A 16,884-nucleotide genomic window follows, 5' to 3' on the forward strand; every position below is an offset into this window, starting at 1 on the left:
AGTCCGTTTCTTCGCATATCCCGTACTGAATACCGAATCATTCTGAATCACCCGGGCACTTTCATTTGAGGTGGATGGGGTGATGGGCGGCCAAAAAAAACGGCCATGAAGGCCCGTGTTTATTGATGTAATGGTGGAGGTAAGCGGGATCGAACCGCTGACCTCTTGCATGCCATGCAAGCGCTCTCCCAGCTGAGCTATACCCCCAAAAAGAATCCGTGCATCATACAGGGTTCGAGGGGGGCATGCAAGTGACATGGGAGCCGGGAAAAGGTTCTCAGGGCGTTATCGGTGGATTATCAGTGGGTGAAAGGGGTAATTCGGCGGTACTAAGGTGTCCTCTCCGTAGTCGAATTGTATGGGGTAAAAATTTATTGATTTTGGAGTTTTAAATATCTGTTCCCAAGGTTGTTTGGTGTGAACTGGTTTGGCAAAAGTGAAATAGAGACGATGGTTATGATTTATTGAAAATGATTGCTTTTGAAATTCATCAATAAAACTTGCTTTTTCATTTTGTTTCAATTTTGTTTTGTGATTTGGTATACTGATTGCCAATCCGGTGGTTACGGAATTTTATTGGTAATTCGGATTTGGTACTTTCAAAAGTGCCTTAAGTTTCGCTTAACAAAAGGAATGTGATGATGGCAACTTATGAAGAATTGATGGCTCAGGCAGAGGAATTGAAACAACAGGCTAACGCCGTGCGGCAACAGGAAAAGCAGGGTGTGATTGCAGAGATTCGGGAAAAAGTGGCGCGCTATGGCATCACCGCCAAGGAATTGGGTTTGGTGGGAACCCGAGTCGCGGCCCGCTCTGCTGGATCCGGCGTTCGTTACCGGGGCCCTAATGGGGAAATCTGGAATGGCAAGGGACGTCGTCCAGATTGGCTTAAACAGGCCACCAGCGCAGGGCGTAATAAGTCCGATTTCGCGATCTGATTGCCCGCATCCCTTGCTTGAAAAGGCACACAGGTCAAGGCGGAGGTTTACTTTGCCTTGACCTTGGATTGATCGTCCAGGTTTTTCAGGAAATCCATTTTTTCGGCAATCTTGATTTCCAGTCCGCGGGGTACAGGACGGTACCATTGAGGCGGTTTCATGCCTGCAGGTAAGTAGGTTTCTCCTGCAGCATAGGCATGGGGTTCATTGTGGGCATAACGATAAGTTTGCCCATGACCTATTTCTTTCATCAAGCGGGTTGGAGCATTGCGCAGATGAATGGGAACTTCACGACTCTTGTCCTGCTTGACGAATGCACACGCTTGGTTGTAGGCCATGTAGCCGGCATTGCTCTTGGCAGCGACGGCAAGGTAAATGACTGCTTGGCCTAATGCTAATTCACCTTCAGGACTACCCAGTCGTTCAAAGGTCAGGGCGGCATCGTTGGCAATCTGCAGGGCTCTTGGATCAGCCAAACCGATGTCTTCCCATGCCATCCGGATAATCCGCCGCGCCAGATAACGGGGATCGGCGCCCCCATCCAGCATCCTGCACAGCCAGTAGAGCGCTGCATCAGGATTGGAGCCACGAACCGACTTGTGCAGGGCAGAAATCTGGTCATGGAAGTTGTCTCCACCCTTGTCAAACCTTCTGCTGTTCAGGGTAAGCGCGTTTCGGATGAAGTCAGCATCAATCGTGGTTACGCCCGCAGCACCGGCGGCCGTGTTGCATTGTTCGAGCAGATTCAGGAACCTTCGAGCATCACCATCGGCATAGCCAATGAGGGTGTCAACGGCCAAGTCATCAAATTGGAGATGGCCCAGTGCTTTTTCCTGGGCCCGTATCAGCAATTGTTTCAGTTCGTCTTCTGTCAGAGACGTCAGCACATAGACCTGAGCACGAGACAGAAGGGCTGAGTTCACTTCAAAGGATGGATTCTCGGTCGTTGCGCCAATGAAGGTGACCAGTCCGCTTTCGGCGTAGGGAAGCAGGGCATCTTGTTGGCTCTTGTTGAACCTGTGGATTTCATCAACAAACAGGAGGGTACGTTTGCCATGCGCCAGGTTCTCTTGAGCTTGTTCCATGGCTGCCCTGATGTCTTTTACCCCGGAGAACACGGCGGACAGGGCGATGAATTCACAATCAAAGGCCTGTGCAGTCAGTCTGGCCAGGGTGGTTTTACCTACCCCCGGCGGACCCCATAAAATCATTGAATGGGGTTTTCCTGATTGAAAAGCTAATTTCAATGGTTTGCCTTCACCCAGAAGATGGGACTGCCCAATGACTTCATCCAGCACCTTGGGCCGGAGGGCTTCAGCCAGTGGTGCAACAGGCGCTTGTGTGAACAAATCAGACATGGTTTTCCTCAACCAAACCTCGGGATTGCCCCATAAACTCTTCAAGAATTTGTGGGCGGAGCAATTCGGACAATAGGGTTGTGGGGTTCCGAGGCATGAGGGGGTTTCCGTGTCAGCGGAAAACTATATTAAGGGCCGAGAAACGGATGGAGCATGGATTATAATCCATTCCATTCAGGGTGGACGCCCTCCGATTCTTGCTACAGGTTCTCTCGCTCATGGATCTTTCAGCCCATACCCCGGTGATGCGTCAATATTTGGCTTTGAAGGCCCAACATCTGGAACGACTGGTTTTTTATCGGATGGGGGATTTTTACGAACTGTTCTATGAAGATGCGGAAAAAGCCGCACGCTTGCTGGATATTTCCCTGACCCGTCGCGGTATGTCAGCGGGCCAGCCGATTCCCATGGCGGGAGTTCCTTACCATGCAGCCGAAGGTTACCTGGCTCGTCTGGTGGAATTGGGGGAATCGGTGGCTATTTGTGAGCAGGTGGGAGATCCGGCCACCAGCAAAGGCCTGGTGGAGCGCCAGGTGATGCGCATCGTGACTCCGGGAACCGTGACGGAAGCCGCTCTATTGCCGGATCATCGTGATGCTCCTTTAGTGGCGCTGGCGCAACGGGCAGGGCAGGTGGGGGTGGCAGTTCTGACCTTGAGCAGTGGGCGCTTTCGGGTGCTGGAGGTTCCATTGCCGGATTTGATGTCCGAATTGGAGCGTATTCAGGCTCGGGAAGTACTCTGTCAAAGTGGAGAAGAGCCAGCGACCCGAGGTTGGGTGGTACAGGTGCTTCCTGCCTGGCATTTCGATGAAAACCGGGCGTTGCGCGATTTGACGCAGCATTTTGGCGTGCATGATCTGGCGGGGTTTGGTTCGGTGAGTCCGCTGATGTTACAAGCTGCGGGGGCCCTGTTTCACTATGTACAGCAGGCTCAAGGGATGCACCTTCCCCACATTGATCGCCTGGAAGTTCAGCAGACCAAAGATTGGGTGCATCTGGATGAAGTTACCCGACGCAACCTGGAAATTACGGAAACCTTGCGCGGGAGCGTAGCCCCTACCCTATATTCCTCGCTGGACACCTGCCGCAACTCCATGGGGCGACGTTTGCTGCGCCATTGGCTACACCATCCCCTGCGCGACCTGAATGTGATTCGGGCCCGCCAGGAGGGTATTCGACAACTCATTGGTCGAGGAGATGGGCATGGAGCCCAGCAACTGCAAAACCTTCTCAAGACCACGGGCGATGTGGAACGAGGAGTGGGAAGGATTGCCTTGGGCAGCGCGCGTCCTCGGGATTTGGTGGCTTTGCGCGAAACCCTGCAGGGGTTGCCTGATCTCGGAACCCTATTACAGGATCTGACGGACTCGGCTCGTCTGCGGGAATTATATGACGTGTTGCACCACTTTCCCGTTGAAGTAGTGACCCTGCTACAGCACTCCATTGCTTCAGAACCCGCCAATTTGATCCGGGAGGGGGGAGTCATTGCTCCGGGCTTTGATGCTGAACTGGATGAATTACGCAGCATTCAGAATGATTGTGGTGCTTTTTTACAGGCCCTGGAGCAACAGGAAAGAGCGCGCACAGGCATTCCCACCCTGAAGGTGGAATATAACCGGGTACAGGGATTCTATATTGAAGTGACCCATGTACACCGGGAGCGTATTCCCGATAACTACCAGCGCCGTCAGACCCTCAAGAATGCCGAGCGCTATCTCACGCCTGAACTCAAGGCGTTTGAAGAGCGTGCCCTGGCTGCGGGAGAGCGCGCCCTGGCTCGGGAGAAATGGCTTTATCAGCAAGTTTTGGAAACGTTGAGGCGGTTTCTCAAGGAACTCAAGATGCTGGCCTTGGCCATTGCCGAACTGGATGTATTGGCCTGTTTTGCGGAACGTGCAGTGGCGCTGAATCTGGCGGCCCCTGAGTTCTGTGAAGAGTTACGCATGGAGATCGAGGGAGGACGGCATCTGGTGGTGGAGCAGCAGGTGGATCGATTTGTGCCCAACGATACCCATTTGCACGAAGGGCGCCGCCTGCTTCTGATTACGGGTCCCAATATGGGCGGCAAGTCTACCTACATGCGGCAAATTGCCCTGATCGCCCTGCTGGCGCATACCGGAAGTTTTGTGCCGGCTCGACGCGCGCTTCTCGGCCCCTTGGATCAGATTTTTACCCGTATCGGGGCGGGTGATGATCTGGCCTCGGGGCGATCTACTTTTTTGGTGGAAATGTCAGAAGCGGCTTATATACTGCACCATGCGACCCCCGCCAGTCTGGTTTTAGTGGATGAAATAGGGAGGGGAACATCCACCTTTGACGGACTGGCACTGGCCCATGCCATAGCCCGTCATCTATTGGAAAAGAATCGTTGCGCCTGCCTGTTTGCAACGCATTATTTTGAGTTGACACATTTGGAACGGGAGGTGGCGGGGGTGGCTAATGTACATCTGGATGCAGTGGAACACCGTGACCGCATCGTGTTCTTGCATGCTCTGGAAGAAGGGGCAGCCAGCCGCAGTTACGGTCTCCAGGTGGCGGCTTTGGCGGGTATTCCCCGCCCCGTATTGCGCTGGGCACGAGAATTATTGGCCCGTCTGGAACAGCAACCGGGGCTACGACCGGCCCAGGACGACCTGTTCCAACGGGAGTGGAAACCCCTGCCGGAAGAGGAACAGGAGGAAAACCTCCGGAAACCGGAACCTCATCCGGCAATGGTGCGTCTTGCTGCATTGGAACCCGATCGGTTGACGCCCCGTGAAGCGTTGGAAACCCTGTACGCTCTGGTGGCACAGGTTCAATCGAATCCGCCGCCAGAGGGCTAAAGACAGGCCGGGGTTTCTGCCTGCCGGGTAGATCAGGTAGAATGCATCCAGCAATGGGAGGTTCCACATGCTGAAAACTGGACAACTGGCCCCGGGTTTTGAGTTGCCCGATGCGGGGATGGAAATGGTTTCCCTTAAGGGCTACCTGGGGCAGTGGATCGTTGTGCTTTTTTTCTATGCGCGCGATGCGTTTCCTCAATGTCGTGAGGAAGCCATCGGTTTTAGTGATCGGGAAGAGGAATTTGATCGCTTTGGCGCTAAGGTGCTGGGCGTTTCCCAGGATGATGTGCTGTGCCATGCGGACTTTTGTGAGGCTCATGGCTTGAATGCCCGACTCCTGTCGGATGTGGAAGGGGAGGTTTGCCAACGTTACGATGTCCTGCGCGAAAAGGAGTTAGGCGGGCAGAAACGCTCCTGTGTCGATCGTATCACCTACATCATCGATCGCCAGGGTGTGGTTCGTTTTGCAGTAGCGGTGAACAACAACCGCGACCATGTGGTCGAAGTGTTGAATCTTGTCAAGGAACTTAATCGATCATGATTATCGCAAAGAATTCAGTCGTCACGCTCGCTTTTGTATTGCGGGACGATCAGGGGGTGTTGCTGGAAGAAAGCGACCCCACCATCAGTTACCTGCATGGGGGCTATGACGGCATTTTCCCTTCGGTGGAAGAAACGCTGGAGGGTCAGGAGGAAGGGTTTGCCTGTACGGTGACCATGACGCCGGACATGGCCTTTGGGGAGTACGACCCCACTTTGCGCAGAACGGAACCACGTTCACTGTTTCCCTCCCAGGTCAAGGTGGGGATGCAGTTTCAAGGCGAGGGGGAAGGAGAGCAGAACTGGCTGTTTGCGGTGACTGAAGTCACGGACGAAACAGTGACGCTGGACGGGAATCATCCGTTGGTTGGCAAGACGTTGGTGTTTGACTGTACGGTGAAAGGTGTGCGACGTGCCAGTGAGGAAGAACTGGAGCATGGTCATGTTCACGGGGAACATGACCATCACCATTGAAGAATCAGTTGGATTTTAGGTAGTCTGGCCATGGAGTACCCAGTTCGCTCTGGGTCAGACGTGGACTCTGGAACAGGGTCCACTTGCCGATCAGTCCTTTGGACCAGATTCCCAGAACCAGTTGACCATCGCGATACTCGCAACGGTAGGTGGCAGGGATCGTGGTCGTCCCTGTACCAAACGGGACTCCTGTGAGATCGGCATCGGTTTCGATAATGACGCCGTCCATTGTGCGCAGGATGCGCTCATGGATGTTTTTGGCGGCATTACCCGGTGAGGCATTCAGCATGCTTACCGGACAGGCGGCTTGCATGGCTTCCAGTTCCAGGCCGGGTTTATTGGCGATCTCCCGTTGGGCAGGGTGCTCCAGTTTGAGTTCGTCGGGATAAGAGTCGTTGGCTTGAGCCATGAGCGGGGCTGCCATCAGCAAGGCCAGACCGACCAGCGCCGGGCGTAGGATAGGTGCGGACATAGGAGTTCTCCAGAACAGATCGTTATTAGAGGTTTCGGCGGGAGGGGTGATGACCTGACCTGCCCTCCCATGAGGCGATTCTACTGCAATCCATGGGCAATCGTGCAACGAGACAAAGAAGATATGCAACTTTTCTCGCTTGCGGTCATAATGACGCAGTCAATTTCTTCCCCGTTCCACCTTAAATGTGGGTTACAGGATGCCTCAGCATATGAATGATGAATCGGTGGTTCCAGATACCCTTGCCGAAGATTCCCTGTTGCTTCAGATTCGCGCATTGGGTCACCTGCCTTCTCCTTCCTCCACCGCCTTGCGCCTCTATGCATTAATCCAGTCGGAGGACGTGGATTTACACAAAGTGGCCGAAGTGATCAAAAGGGATGTGGCACTGACCGTACGTCTGATCCGCATGGCCAATCGTCCAGGCGGGACCCCCGGTCGTCCGGTGGCTTCCGTTGAAGAGGGATTGATGCGCATCGGGCTCAAAACAGTGGCGGGACTGGCTGTGGGCCTGTCGGTGATCGATGACGCAGTCGCCTCGAGTGCGCCGGATGCCAGCGCCTATCTGGCGCTGTGCCGTCATTCCCTGGCGGCGGCTGTGCTGGCAGAATGGATGTGTGACCGACCTGAAATCCCGGTCAGTGCGGCGGACCTTTTTACCTGTGCCCTGCTGGCACGGATCGGGCAATTGGCCCTGTTGCGTTTCTACCCCGAGCCATACTCGGTTCTGCTTCGTTTGAATCAGAGTACCCACGAACTGCTGGATGCGGAGCGGGAACAACTGGGTATCGATCATCAGGCGATCACTCTGGCGTTGTTGCAGGAATGGGGGTTTCCTGATCCGCTGACGGAGGCCATTCGAATTTCCGAAGCAGAACCTGAACTGCGGGTGGGCAATGACCGTAGTCACGTCATGGCACAAATTCTCAATTTTGCCTGGGAGGCCGCTCCTGCGTTGATCTCCCGGCACACCGAGAAGATCAACGGTCATTTGGAACATGGCTTGGCCCTTTTGGGTCAAAGCGTGTTGGCGGAAGATTTGCCCGAAATGGTTGAGGATATCTTCCGGCATTGGCAGGAATGGGGTTCTCACACACCAGGACACGATAGTTCCAATAAAGATATTGCCCCGAATAGTGGAGAGGCGGAGTCAGTTACCACACGGCTTTTGCTCGTGGGAGTCCCTTTGGCCATACGCCAGTCATGGGAATCGACCTTTGCCGGGCGAGGTTATGGCGTTTTGAACGTGGATTCCTGGGGGGCTGTGACGACCCAGATGACCAACGAATCGGTGGGGTTCCTGATTATTTGGCAGGATGAACCCCACATCTTGGGTGAACAAGAAAAAAGATTGTTTGAATCCTGGACTGGGGAAGAGCAACGGGCAATTGTGGTGCTGGTTCCCGAATTGAATGCCCCCTTTGCCCAGGAACTTTTGGAAATCGGCGCGGACATCGTACTGCCTTGCACGGTGTCAGCCCCTCTGCTGGGAGCTCAGTTGGCGCGTTTGGAGGGCAAGTTGGTGGTGGCGCGAAACCTCGAGGCGGAACGGTCTACGCACCGCAAGTTGTTGTCCGAATTGGTATTGACGACGCGTAAATTGCATTTGCAGACTTTGACTGACCCGCTCACCGGGTTGGCCAACCGGCGTATGGCAGAGGCTTTTTTGAAACGTCACTGGTTCCAGGTGGAACGCCGAAACCTCCCTTTGGGTGTCTTGATCATCGATCTCGATGATTTCAAGCGAATCAATGACAAATTCGGGCACGATGCGGGTGATGCCGCCCTTCGGGCTTTTGCTACCGTCCTCAAGGAAAATGTTCGCCAGGAAGATTTGGCGGTTCGTTTGGGGGGGGATGAGTTTTTGGTGGTGTGTCCTTTGGCACAAGTCTCCAATCTGGAATATCTGCGCAAGCGTCTGATCGAAGTTGCCCGTCAGTTGACCCTGGAAACAGGTCCTTTATCATGTTCCATCGGGTTTGCCGAAAGCGATCGAAATACCATGAAATCCCCGTCTGAATTATTAAAGCAAGCGGATGAACATTTGATGCGATTGAAACGCAATCGTCCAGGTAAAGGGTAATTGCAGAAGGGTCGATAAGGTTTGGTGATTGTGGTGATTAGAATTATTTAATTTTTTTATACTTGATTTCCTATAAGATGTTTGTAGCAAGTAAGATGTTTGTAGCAAGACCCCTGAGTAGTAGTTAACCTGATGGAGGAAAACCATGTCAGTGAAGAAATACAATGCTGGTGTGAAGGAATATCGCCAGACCTATTGGACCCCTGAATACACCCCTAAAGACACGGATTTATTGGCGTGTTTTAAAATCACCCCGCAGCCTGGAGTGGATCGCGAGGAAGTGGCCGCTGCCGTGGCCGCCGAGTCATCCACTGGAACCTGGACCACGGTGTGGACCGACCTCTTGACTGATCTGGATCACTACAAGGGGCGTGCCTATAAAATTGAAGATGTTCCTGGCGACGATACCTGTTATTACGCATTTGTGGCATACCCCATTGACCTTTTTGAAGAAGGGTCGGTGGTCAACGTGTTGACATCGTTGGTTGGTAATGTTTTTGGATTCAAGGCGTTGCGTGCTCTTCGATTGGAAGATGTGCGGTTCCCCATTGCTTATGTCATGACCTGTGGCGGCCCTCCCCATGGGATTCAGGTTGAACGGGATGTGATGAATAAATATGGTCGTCCCATGCTGGGTTGTACCATCAAGCCCAAATTGGGTCTGTCCGCCAAGAACTACGGCCGTGCGGTTTATGAATGCCTGCGTGGTGGTTTGGACTTCACCAAGGATGACGAAAATGTCAACTCCCAGCCTTTCATGCGCTGGAAGCAACGTTTCGACTTCGTCATGGAAGCCATTGAAAAGGCGGAGCGTGAAACCGGCGAGCGCAAGGGGCACTATCTGAACGTGACGGCGCCCACTCCGGAAGAAATGTACAAACGTGCGGAGTATGCCCGAGACATCGGCGCGCCTATCATCATGCACGATTATCTGACCGGCGGGTTGACGGCTAATACTGGACTGGCCAACTGGTGTCGGGATAATGGAGTGCTGTTGCACATTCACCGTGCCATGCACGCGGTGCTCGACCGTAATCCCCATCATGGAATTCACTTCCGTGTATTGACCAAGGTGCTGCGTCTGTCCGGCGGTGACCATCTCCACTCGGGTACCGTGGTGGGCAAGTTGGAAGGCGACCGTGAAGCCACCTTGGGCTGGATTGATATCATGCGTGACAGTTATATCAAGGAAGACCGCAAGCGCGGGATCTTCTTCGATCAGGACTGGGGTTCCATGCCTGGTGTGCTGCCAGTAGCCTCTGGTGGGATTCACGTCTGGCACATGCCGGCTCTCGTGACCATTTTCGGGGATGATTCCGTTCTGCAATTTGGTGGAGGAACCTTGGGTCATCCCTGGGGTAATGCAGCGGGTGCCGCAGCCAATCGCGTGGCACTGGAAGCCTGTGTGGAAGCCCGCAATCAGGGCATCGCCATCGAGAAGGAAGGCAAGGCTGTATTGACCAAGGCCGCCGAGCACAGTCCCGAACTGAAGATTGCCATGGAAACCTGGAAAGAAATCAAGTTTGAGTTCGATACCGTGGACAAACTGGACGTGGCCCACAAGTAATGGTGCCTGATGTCGTGTGGCTCTAGGGCCACACGACCCTGCAAACTAATTTGAGGAAAGAAGTCATGAGTGAAGTAATGGATTACAAGTCGCGCTTGAGCGACCCTGCCAGCCGTAAGTTTGAAACCTTTTCCTACTTGCCGGCCATGGGTGCGGACGAAATCCGCAAGCAGGTGGAGTATCTGGTCAAGAAGGGATGGAACCCGGCCATCGAACATATCGAGCCCGAGTACCTGATGGATTCTTACTGGTACATGTGGAAATTGCCGATGTTTGGCGAAACCGATGTGGAAAAAGTATTGGCCGAAGCCGAAGCCTGCCATAAGGCCAACCCTGACAATCATGTGCGCTTGATTGGCTACGACAATTTCAGTCAGTCTCAAGGTGCCTCCATGGTGATTTTCCGCGGCAAGACCGTGTAACGGGGGAAGTCCTCGCATCCGCCCCCGTGACCTCGACATCGAGGGCCGGGGGCTTTTTGTTGGCGGACCTCTTTCTGCCTGGTTAGGGAAGAGGCATGATCAAGAATCAGATAAGGAATCATTCCATGAGTGATATCATTTCGCAGTATCGAATTTCCACGGCTCCCTATTATCGTCCGGTGGCGGATGAAGTGGAACTGTTTCAGGCTGCCTATAGTGTGCGCATGCCCATGATGCTCAAAGGGCCGACGGGTTGTGGTAAAACCCGTTTCGTCGAGTACATGGCTTATACGTTGGGGAAGCCTCTGATTACCGTGGCTTGCAACGAAGACATGACGGCCTCGGATCTGGTGGGGCGATTCCTTCTGGATGCCCAGGGGACGCGCTGGCAGGACGGACCGCTTGCCATTGCCGCCCGGTATGGCGCCCTCTGTTATCTGGATGAAGTGGTGGAGGCGCGTCAGGATACCACGGTGGTGATTCACCCACTTACGGACAACCGGCGTGTACTCCCCTTGGAAAAGAAGGGCGAATTGATCAAGGCCCATTCCGACTTCCAGTTGGTGATTTCTTATAATCCCGGTTATCAAAGTTTGATGAAAGATCTCAAGCAGTCGACCAAACAGCGTTTTGGCGCGTTGGACTTCAATTATCCCGCTCACGAGGTTGAAACGGAGATCATTGCCCATGAAACTCGGGTGACTGTGGAGGTAGCCAGCAAATTGGTTTCCATTGCAGAACGGGCTCGTAATCTGAAAGGACACGGACTGGATGAAGGAATTTCCACCCGGATGCTGATCTATGCCGGAAGTTTGATTGTCGCTGGGGTGGATGCCAAAAATGCCTGCCGTGTGGCGCTGGTCCGTCCCATTACGGATGATCCAGACATGCGCGATGCCCTTGATGCGGCGGTTATGACCTTCTTTTAAGGAGTGGGCGGACCATGGCGATCCATCTCGAAGATTATCAGGAGTTACTGGCTGATTTGTCTCCAGCCTGCCAGCAAAGGTTGCACGACGAGTGGCATGAGGCTACAAGGGCACTTTCGGCCCGCGGCCTGGACAATTACCTCAAGGGAACAGCGGCCTTGCAACATCTGGGGCGTGGCAATGAACTGGTCCTGAGCTGGATTGAAGTGGCCCCCCAGGTGGCTCGGGCGGTGGGTGAGGAATGCCTGACAGATCTCGTACAGATTGCGCTGGGATTTTCATCCCGGACCTCTGGAACGGTGATTGAACGCTTGTTGGGGACGGCTCCCGTGGCGGCCAACCGACTGGGGGATGCCGACCTGTTTCAGGCGTATCTCCAGTTTCTTAACCATCTCCTGGGTCAGGCTCCCCGCGGGGTTCGACCCATGCTCGACAATCTGGAAGTCTTGCTGAACCAGTTGACTTTGGGTGGGTTACGCCGCTGGGCTACTTGGGGAGCCCATGCTCATCGCACCAACTATGAAGCGCAGATCGAGTATTTTGGATTGGTTTCCAAAGAATCACTGGCCATGTTGCAAAAGGAGCGCAAAGGGACACTCTTCATCGATATTCAGCGCCGGATCAATATGTATCTGCGCGCTCTGTGGGGGCGTGATTTCTTCATGCGTCCCACCTCCGGAGACTTTGAACGAAGGGAAGGATATAAACCTTACATCGAGAGTTATTTCTTTCATGTGCCCGATGCCTATGATGACCATGAGGGCATTTCCGGCCTCAGTTTATACCGGGCTGCGGCCGCCCATTGCGCCGCTCATTGGGTAGCGACCACGGCTCCGATTTCGGCAGAAAATCTGAACCCGTTGCAAATGGCCCTGATCGAGATCATTGAGGACGCACGCGTGGAAACCCTGGCCATTCGGCGTTTCCCTGGGTTGGCGCAATTGTGGGTTCAATGCCATCATACCCATGCGGGTCAGGGCGCAAGCGCTGGTGATTATTTCAATCGTCTGAGTCGGGCCCTGCTGGATTCGAACTATCAGGATCCCGACCCTTGGGTGGCGGAAGGACGACTCTTGTTTGCCCAAGCAGAAAACCTGAACGATCACCAACTTTCTTGGGACATTGGGGTTTCTCTGGCCCATACCTTCCGCACTAAAAATATTGCTTATAATCCACGTACAGATGGGCAGCGTCCTCTTTATCGGGATGATAATCGTTTCATTTGGGCTTTTGAAGGGTTTGATTTCGAGGCAGCCCTGGCTGCAGGCTACGATCAACCTCGTCAGGTGCGGCGCAAGGTCAATTTGATGGAAATGGTCAATGAGATCGATACCGAACTGGCGGGAGATGATGCCCAGGAAATATGGGTACTGGGTACGGAACTTTTTCCCTATGAGGATACGGGCGTCAGTTTCAATGAACAGGAAGGCAAGGAACCGCTCTCAGATCCATTTCATTATGCGGAATGGGATTATCAAATTCAACTTGAGCGGCCCTCCTGGGTGACGGTACTGGAGCGCCACCCCAAACGAGGGGATCTGGCGCTCATCGAGGACATTACCTTTCGCAACAAGCGCCTGATTGCACGCATGAAGTTCATTCTGGATGCGATGCAGCCCCAAGGAGTGACACGCTTGCGTAAATTGGAGGAAGGCGATGATATCGACCTGAATGCGGCCATTGCCAGCACCATTGACTTGCGTATGGGCATACAGCCCGAACCTCGCATCATGATGCGCAGTGTACGCAAGGTGCGTGACATTTCGGTCATGGTTTTGCTGGATCTGTCTGAGTCTACCAATGACAAAGTGGCGGGACAGGACTATTCGGTTCTCGACCTGACCCGTGAAGCCACTGTTCTCTTGGCCGATGCCATCCACAAGGTGGGAGATCCCTTTGCGATCCATGGATTTTGCTCCGATGGCCGGCATGGGGTGTCCTATTATCGTTTCAAGGATTTTGATCAGGATTATGATGATCTTCCCAAAGAACGGCTGGCGGGTATGAAGGGGCAGTTGTCCACGCGTATGGGAGCCGCTGTTCGTCATGCCGTACAGCATTTGAAGAGGCAACGTTCGGCTAAAAAGTTGTTACTGGTGCTGACAGATGGAGAGCCGGCTGATGTGGATGTGCGTGACCCACAGTATCTTCGTTACGACACAAAAAAGGCCGTGGAAGAAGCAGGACGAGCGGGGATCCTGACCTATTGCCTGAGCCTCGACCCACGGGCAGATCAGTATGTTTCACGGATTTTTGGTGCCAAGAATTTCCTGGTGGTGGATCAGGTGGCGCGATTGCCTGAGAAATTGCCTTTGCTTTATGCTGGGTTGACACGCTGAAATTCACAAGGATTACTATGGAACAACGTTACAAAGGCGTATACTCCGATCTCAATGGGGGGATGACCCATTTGGCTCAGATCATCAAGGATGCCTGGGTGTTTGGGTTGCTGCCGGAAGATCAGGATGGCACGGGTTGGACGAGTGGGCAAATTCAGCAACTCTATGACAAGGTATCGGAGGAGTGGGAGAAATATGGACACTTGCCCAGCCGTTTGACGCCCGAACTGCGTGACCGTCATCAAAGGATCTATGAGGCTTCGGTGAAACGGGCGCGCAAGAATGGCTGGAACCCTGAATTGGGAGAAGATGATTGATCGAGTCAAAAAAATATCTCCTGGTTGGCAGTATTGACTTAATTGTGTATAATCCTGTGTTTTTCGGACGAATTCCTACCGTATTTGGAGAATGACATGGCTGCAATCGCCGCTCATAAAGCGCAGATCATGAAGGACTTTCAGCGTACCCCTCAAGACACCGGCTCGACGGAAGTCCAGGTGGCACTGTTGACTCATCGCATCAATCATCTGACTGAGCACTTCAAGGCCCATGTCAAGGATCACCATTCCCGCCGTGGTTTGCTCAAGTTGGTCAGTCAGCGTCGCAGTTTGCTGGATTACTTCAAGCGCACCAATATGGATGGCTATCGCCAACTCATCGCCAGTTTGGGTTTGCGCAAGTAATATCCGGTGAAGAGGTTTTGGTACGAAATGCGGTGCGAGGTAATAGGCGCACCGCATTTTTGTTTCACAATACTGAACGTAACAATCTATTGATAGTGAGGATGAACGCGTGAATCCGATTCGCAAGACATTTACCCTGGGCCGCCATCAAGTCACTCTTGAAACCGGAGAGATTGCCAGACAGGCCGATGGTGCCGTGATGGTATCCATGGAGGATACCGTGGTTCTGGTGACCTGCGTGGCTTTGAAGAAAGCCAAGGTGGGCCAGGATTTCTTCCCCCTGACCGTGGACTATCAGGAGCGGTTCTACGCCAGCGGGCGAATTCCCGGAGGCTTTTTCAAACGCGAAGGGCGACCTTCTGAAAAAGAAACCCTCACTTCCCGGTTGATTGACCGACCTTTGCGTCCTTTGTTCCCGGAAGGGTTCTACAACGAAGTTCAGATCGTGGCAACAGTCATGTCCTGCAATCCGGAAATTGACCCGGATATTCCTGCCTTGATCGGAGCCTCTGCGGCGGTGGCATTGGCGGGGCTTCCCTTCAGTGGCCCCATCGGAGCGGCCCGGGTGGGTTATGTGGAGGGCCAGTTTGTGCTGAATCCCACCGCAACCGAGTTGACCCAGTCAAAGATGGATCTGGTGGTGGCGGGGACGGCAGAAGCGGTCCTGATGGTGGAGTCCGAAGCCAGTGAATTACCTGAAGATGTCATGTTGGGCGCGGTAGTTTATGGGCATGAACAAATGCAGGTCATTATCGATGCCATCAATGAACTGTCCGATGAAGCAGGCAAGGAACCCTGGGACTGGATGCCTCCCACACGGGATGAAGCTTTGGTCACCCGTCTTGAAGCCTTGGCCCTGAATCCCTTGCGTGAAGCCTACCGGATCCGCGCAAAACAGGCGCGTACGGAGCGGATTGAAGCCATTCGAAGCGAAGTCATGCCTCAGGTGCTCTCCGCTGATGCCGATGCAGACCAGCAAAATCAAGTGCGTAGCCTCTTTGGTGAACTGGAGGCACGTATCGTGCGGCACCAGATTCTGGATGGAGACCCACGTATTGATGGGCGCGACACCCGTACGGTTCGCCCCATTACCATTCGCATGGGCGTATTACCCCGCACCCATGGTTCTGTTCTGTTTACCCGAGGAGAAACTCAGGCTTTGGTGATTGCGACTCTTGGCACTGGGCGCGATGAGCAGATCATCGATGCGATCCAAGGGGAGTACAAGGATCGTTTCATGCTTCATTACAATTTCCCTCCTTATTCCACAGGGGAAACAGGACGGGTCGGTAGTCCTAAACGGCGTGAAATCGGCCATGGACGTTTGGCAAAAAGAGCGTTGGTGGCAACCTTGCCCACGCCGGAAGAGTTCTCCTATACGCTTCGTGTGGTCTCTGAAATCACTGAATCCAATGGGTCCAGTTCCATGGCTTCCGTTTGCGGGGGTTCCCTTGCGTTGATGGATGCGGGCGTTCCTGTCAAGGCCCATACGGCGGGCGTAGCCATGGGTTTGATCAAGGAAGGAAATCGTTTTGCCGTGTTGACAGATATCCTGGGTGATGAAGATCATCTGGGCGATATGGATTTTAAGGTAGCCGGTACAGAGCAGGGGGTCACCGCTCTGCAAATGGATATCAAGATCACGGGCATCACCAAGGAAATCATGCAGGTGGCGCTGGCTCAAGCGCGCGAAGGTCGTATCCATATTCTGGGATTGATGAAGCAGGCAATGCCTATGGTGCGTGAAGAATTGTCCAGTTTTGCGCCACGCATCCTGACTCTTAAAATCAATCCGGAAAAAATTCGGGACGTGATCGGTAAGGGTGGAGCCGTGATTCGTGCCTTGACGGAAGAAACCGGAACCACGATTGATATTCAGGAAGATGGCACAGTCAATATTGCATGCCTGACTTCAGAAGCCGGAGCCTTGGCTAAAAAACGGATTGAAGAGATCACGGCGGAGGTGGAAGTGGGCAAGATCTATGAAGGCATTGTCCTGAAATTGCTTGATTTTGGCGCCATTGTGAGTGTTCTTCCAGGCCGGGACGGGTTGCTGCACATTTCCCAGATTGCCCATGAGCGTGTCAATGCTGTGGGAGATTATCTCAAGGAGGGACAGCAACTCAAGGTCAAGGTTCTGGAGGCTGATGAAAAAGGTCGTTTGCGTCTTAGTCTCAAAGCCTTGCTGGAACCCCCGGTGGTTGCAGATTGAACTTCGTGATAGGATGAGTTGACCGAGAGGTCTGTCTAGAATGTT

At 53.5% G+C, this 16,884-nt stretch carries 14 protein-coding genes and 1 tRNA gene; 12 read left to right on the forward strand and 3 right to left on the reverse strand.

Annotated elements, in window-relative coordinates:
* Window positions 1-131: 131 nt before the first annotated feature.
* Window positions 132-207: transfer RNA gene (locus HO274_RS09700), tRNA-Ala, on the reverse strand.
* Between the two features lie 431 nt (window positions 208-638).
* Here HO274_RS09700 and HO274_RS09705 point away from each other — a divergent pair.
* On the forward strand, window positions 639-938 hold the full coding sequence (locus HO274_RS09705) for an H-NS histone family protein (protein WP_273119133.1): 300 nt from the start codon (window positions 639-641) through the stop codon (window positions 936-938).
* A 47-nt stretch (window positions 939-985) separates the two neighbouring features.
* On the opposite strand, the gene HO274_RS09710 is transcribed toward HO274_RS09705, so the two are convergent.
* On the reverse strand, window positions 986-2,296 hold the full coding sequence (locus tag HO274_RS09710) for a replication-associated recombination protein A (RefSeq protein ID WP_273119135.1): 1,311 nt from the start codon (window positions 2,294-2,296) through the stop codon (window positions 986-988).
* 218 nt (window positions 2,297-2,514) lie between these two features.
* On the opposite strand from HO274_RS09710, the gene mutS reads away from it, so the two are divergent.
* From mutS to HO274_RS09725, 3 genes are all read left to right on the forward strand, one after another.
* Window positions 2,515-5,118, forward strand: a complete 2,604-nt coding sequence (gene mutS / locus HO274_RS09715) for a DNA mismatch repair protein MutS (RefSeq protein WP_273119137.1) — start codon at window positions 2,515-2,517, stop codon at window positions 5,116-5,118.
* A 67-nt stretch (window positions 5,119-5,185) separates the two neighbouring features.
* Window positions 5,186-5,659 (forward strand): peroxiredoxin, encoded by a 474-nt coding sequence (locus tag HO274_RS09720; protein ID WP_031595468.1) that lies wholly within the window; start codon window positions 5,186-5,188, stop codon window positions 5,657-5,659.
* Window positions 5,656-6,132, forward strand: coding sequence for an FKBP-type peptidyl-prolyl cis-trans isomerase (locus HO274_RS09725; protein ID WP_031595465.1), 477 nt, complete (start codon window positions 5,656-5,658; stop codon window positions 6,130-6,132). The genes HO274_RS09720 and HO274_RS09725 overlap by 4 nt, the downstream gene beginning before the upstream one ends.
* Window positions 6,133-6,136: 4 nt before the next feature.
* Here HO274_RS09725 and HO274_RS09730 read toward each other — a convergent pair whose 3' ends face one another.
* On the reverse strand, window positions 6,137-6,604 hold the full coding sequence (locus tag HO274_RS09730; protein ID WP_031595463.1) for a hypothetical protein: 468 nt from the start codon (window positions 6,602-6,604) through the stop codon (window positions 6,137-6,139).
* Window positions 6,605-6,815: 211 nt separating this feature from the next.
* Between HO274_RS09730 and HO274_RS09735 the strand changes: the two genes are divergently transcribed.
* The 8 genes from HO274_RS09735 (at window position 6,816) to pnp (ending at window position 16,839) form a co-directional block, all read left to right on the forward strand.
* Entirely contained in the window at window positions 6,816-8,687 is a 1,872-nt protein-coding gene (locus tag HO274_RS09735; RefSeq protein WP_273119146.1) for a sensor domain-containing diguanylate cyclase, read from the forward strand.
* Between the two features lie 145 nt (window positions 8,688-8,832).
* A complete protein-coding gene (locus tag HO274_RS09740; RefSeq protein ID WP_031595459.1) occupies window positions 8,833-10,254 on the forward strand; it encodes a form I ribulose bisphosphate carboxylase large subunit in 1,422 nt (473 codons plus the stop codon).
* 65 nt (window positions 10,255-10,319) lie between these two features.
* Window positions 10,320-10,676 (forward strand): ribulose bisphosphate carboxylase small subunit, encoded by a 357-nt coding sequence (locus HO274_RS09745; RefSeq protein WP_031595457.1) that lies wholly within the window; start codon window positions 10,320-10,322, stop codon window positions 10,674-10,676.
* Window positions 10,677-10,801: 125 nt separating this feature from the next.
* A complete protein-coding gene (locus HO274_RS09750) occupies window positions 10,802-11,605 on the forward strand; it encodes a CbbQ/NirQ/NorQ/GpvN family protein (protein ID WP_031595455.1) in 804 nt (267 codons plus the stop codon).
* A 14-nt stretch (window positions 11,606-11,619) separates the two neighbouring features.
* Window positions 11,620-13,944 carry a nitric oxide reductase activation protein NorD gene (locus HO274_RS09755; RefSeq protein ID WP_273119153.1) on the forward strand — a complete coding sequence of 775 codons (2,325 nt, stop codon included), beginning with the start codon at window positions 11,620-11,622 and terminating at the stop codon, window positions 13,942-13,944.
* A 17-nt stretch (window positions 13,945-13,961) separates the two neighbouring features.
* Window positions 13,962-14,261, forward strand: a complete 300-nt coding sequence (locus HO274_RS09760) for a hypothetical protein (RefSeq protein ID WP_031595453.1) — start codon at window positions 13,962-13,964, stop codon at window positions 14,259-14,261.
* A 96-nt stretch (window positions 14,262-14,357) separates the two neighbouring features.
* Window positions 14,358-14,627, forward strand: coding sequence for a 30S ribosomal protein S15 (gene rpsO, locus HO274_RS09765; RefSeq protein WP_031595451.1), 270 nt, complete (start codon window positions 14,358-14,360; stop codon window positions 14,625-14,627).
* Between the two features lie 109 nt (window positions 14,628-14,736).
* Window positions 14,737-16,839: a polyribonucleotide nucleotidyltransferase gene (pnp, locus tag HO274_RS09770; RefSeq protein WP_031595449.1), complete on the forward strand. Its 2,103-nt coding sequence runs from the start codon at window positions 14,737-14,739 to the stop codon at window positions 16,837-16,839.
* The last annotated feature ends 45 nt before the right edge of the window (window positions 16,840-16,884 follow it).

Origin of the sequence: Ferrovum myxofaciens (assembly GCF_013181415.1) — a bacterium.
In the GTDB taxonomy this organism is placed as follows: Bacteria; Pseudomonadota; Gammaproteobacteria; order Burkholderiales; family Ferrovaceae; genus Ferrovum; species Ferrovum myxofaciens.

What these genes read in the sequence shown, in the direction of transcription:
- HO274_RS09710 (WP_273119135.1), bottom strand. Translation starts at nt 2,296, where the DNA reads ATGTCTGATTTGTTCACACAAGCGCCTGTTGCACCACTGGCTGAAGCC.
- rpsO (WP_031595451.1), top strand. Translation starts at nt 14,358, where the DNA reads ATGGCTGCAATCGCCGCTCATAAAGCGCAGATCATGAAGGACTTTCAG.
- HO274_RS09750 (WP_031595455.1), top strand. Translation starts at nt 10,802, where the DNA reads ATGAGTGATATCATTTCGCAGTATCGAATTTCCACGGCTCCCTATTAT.
- HO274_RS09725 (WP_031595465.1), top strand. Translation starts at nt 5,656, where the DNA reads ATGATTATCGCAAAGAATTCAGTCGTCACGCTCGCTTTTGTATTGCGG.
- HO274_RS09705 (WP_273119133.1), top strand. Translation starts at nt 639, where the DNA reads ATGATGGCAACTTATGAAGAATTGATGGCTCAGGCAGAGGAATTGAAA.
- HO274_RS09755 (WP_273119153.1), top strand. Translation starts at nt 11,620, where the DNA reads ATGGCGATCCATCTCGAAGATTATCAGGAGTTACTGGCTGATTTGTCT.
- HO274_RS09720 (WP_031595468.1), top strand. Translation starts at nt 5,186, where the DNA reads ATGCTGAAAACTGGACAACTGGCCCCGGGTTTTGAGTTGCCCGATGCG.
- HO274_RS09735 (WP_273119146.1), top strand. Translation starts at nt 6,816, where the DNA reads ATGAATGATGAATCGGTGGTTCCAGATACCCTTGCCGAAGATTCCCTG.
- HO274_RS09730 (WP_031595463.1), bottom strand. Translation starts at nt 6,604, where the DNA reads ATGTCCGCACCTATCCTACGCCCGGCGCTGGTCGGTCTGGCCTTGCTG.
- HO274_RS09745 (WP_031595457.1), top strand. Translation starts at nt 10,320, where the DNA reads ATGAGTGAAGTAATGGATTACAAGTCGCGCTTGAGCGACCCTGCCAGC.
- mutS (WP_273119137.1), top strand. Translation starts at nt 2,515, where the DNA reads ATGGATCTTTCAGCCCATACCCCGGTGATGCGTCAATATTTGGCTTTG.
- HO274_RS09760 (WP_031595453.1), top strand. Translation starts at nt 13,962, where the DNA reads ATGGAACAACGTTACAAAGGCGTATACTCCGATCTCAATGGGGGGATG.
- HO274_RS09740 (WP_031595459.1), top strand. Translation starts at nt 8,833, where the DNA reads ATGTCAGTGAAGAAATACAATGCTGGTGTGAAGGAATATCGCCAGACC.